Source organism: Aminobacter sp. P4_D5 (assembly GCF_056401815.1).
This window is the reverse complement of the sequence record NZ_JBFUIP010001072.1, coordinates 1-588: the sequence shown is the minus strand read 5'-3', so window position 1 is coordinate 588 and position 588 is coordinate 1. Positions and strand designations below refer to the sequence as shown.

Annotated in this window: 1 protein-coding gene; it reads left to right on the top strand. The window is 64.3% G+C overall.

Translation table 11 applies throughout. From position 1 onward, the window contains the following. Window positions 1-15: 15 nt before the first annotated feature. Window positions 16-588, top strand: a 573-nt coding sequence (locus AC1DWF_RS36725) for a P-loop NTPase fold protein (RefSeq protein ID WP_476843353.1), incomplete at its 3' end; no start/stop codon positions are given.

Below are 588 nucleotides of genomic sequence, written 5' to 3'. Positions count from 1 at the left end.
CAGCATCTGAGCTTCGTGGCGACCGTCCGTCGCGACTTCGAGGAGCTCAACCGGCTGATGACCGAGCGCTGGGAATCCGAGGAAGCGAGGACGGCAGCGGAGCAGGCCAGGAAGGAAGCGAGGGAGCAGGCCAAGACCAGGATCGACGCCTTCATGGCAGCGAACAGGGACATCCTGACCGAGCAGGAGCGCGCCGACCTCGACGCGGCATTCAACGCACCGTTCGCGGAGCCGCAGCCACCGGTCTTCGAGCGAATCGTGCTCTACATCGACGATCTCGATCGCTGCCCGCCGGAGCAGGTGGTCAAGGTGCTCGAGGCCATCCACCTGCTGCTGGCCTACCGGCTCTTCGTGGTCTTCGTCGCGGTGGATGTCCGTTGGCTCCAGCATGCCCTCGCCCATTGCTATCAAGGGCAGATCAGCAGGCGGGGTGACGCCTCGGCGGCCGATGCGGGCGACTATCTCGAGAAAATCTTCCAGATTCCCTATTGGGTCCGTCCGATGGACGCTCCCGCGACGCGGAAGATCCTGGAGGATCTGATGGGCCCGGAGGCAAGGACAACAACGTCAAACGAGGATGGCGGCACG